The organism is Mesorhizobium sp. M7A.F.Ca.US.005.03.2.1 (genome assembly GCF_003997795.1).
Classification (GTDB): Bacteria; Pseudomonadota; Alphaproteobacteria; order Rhizobiales; family Rhizobiaceae; genus Mesorhizobium; species Mesorhizobium ciceri.
Window position 1 is genome coordinate 1 of sequence record NZ_RZRP01001643.1, and the last position, 403, is coordinate 403.

Here is a 403-nt window from a genome sequence, read left to right on the forward strand (position 1 = left end):
TGCCAGAACCACATCGTGGCGACGAAGGCGGCGGCGGCGATCCACGCCGAGGCTCTCTTGTGCGCCGCCTGCCTGACGCCGGGTATGGCCGCGACGGCGTGTCCGAGCACGCGGCGGCTCGCGACCGGAAACGCCCGAAGCATGACGAGATGGGCATTCGAGAACGCGAACAGAGGCGCCGCGGCGAGGATGAGCATCAGATGCTGGAGCATGTGGACGGAAAACAGTTCGTCCGACAGAGCGTCGATCGGCGACAGGAGGGCGAGACCGATCACGCCGATCGCAAACAGGAAGGTTGCCACCCGCGTCTTGCCGACCGGCCATTTGCGATGCCGGCGGGAAAGCATTTCCGCTATCCCAGCGAGATACACCGCCAGCAGAATCGCGAGCAGCACTTCCACCA

1 protein-coding gene is annotated in these 403 nt (G+C 65.3%); it reads right to left on the reverse strand.

The genetic code is table 11. The annotated features are described in order from the left end of the window. On the reverse strand, positions 1-347 hold a 347-nt coding region (locus tag EN991_RS39600; protein ID WP_164769835.1), incomplete at its 3' end, for a cytochrome c oxidase assembly protein. Positions 348-403: the final 56 nt, after the last annotated feature.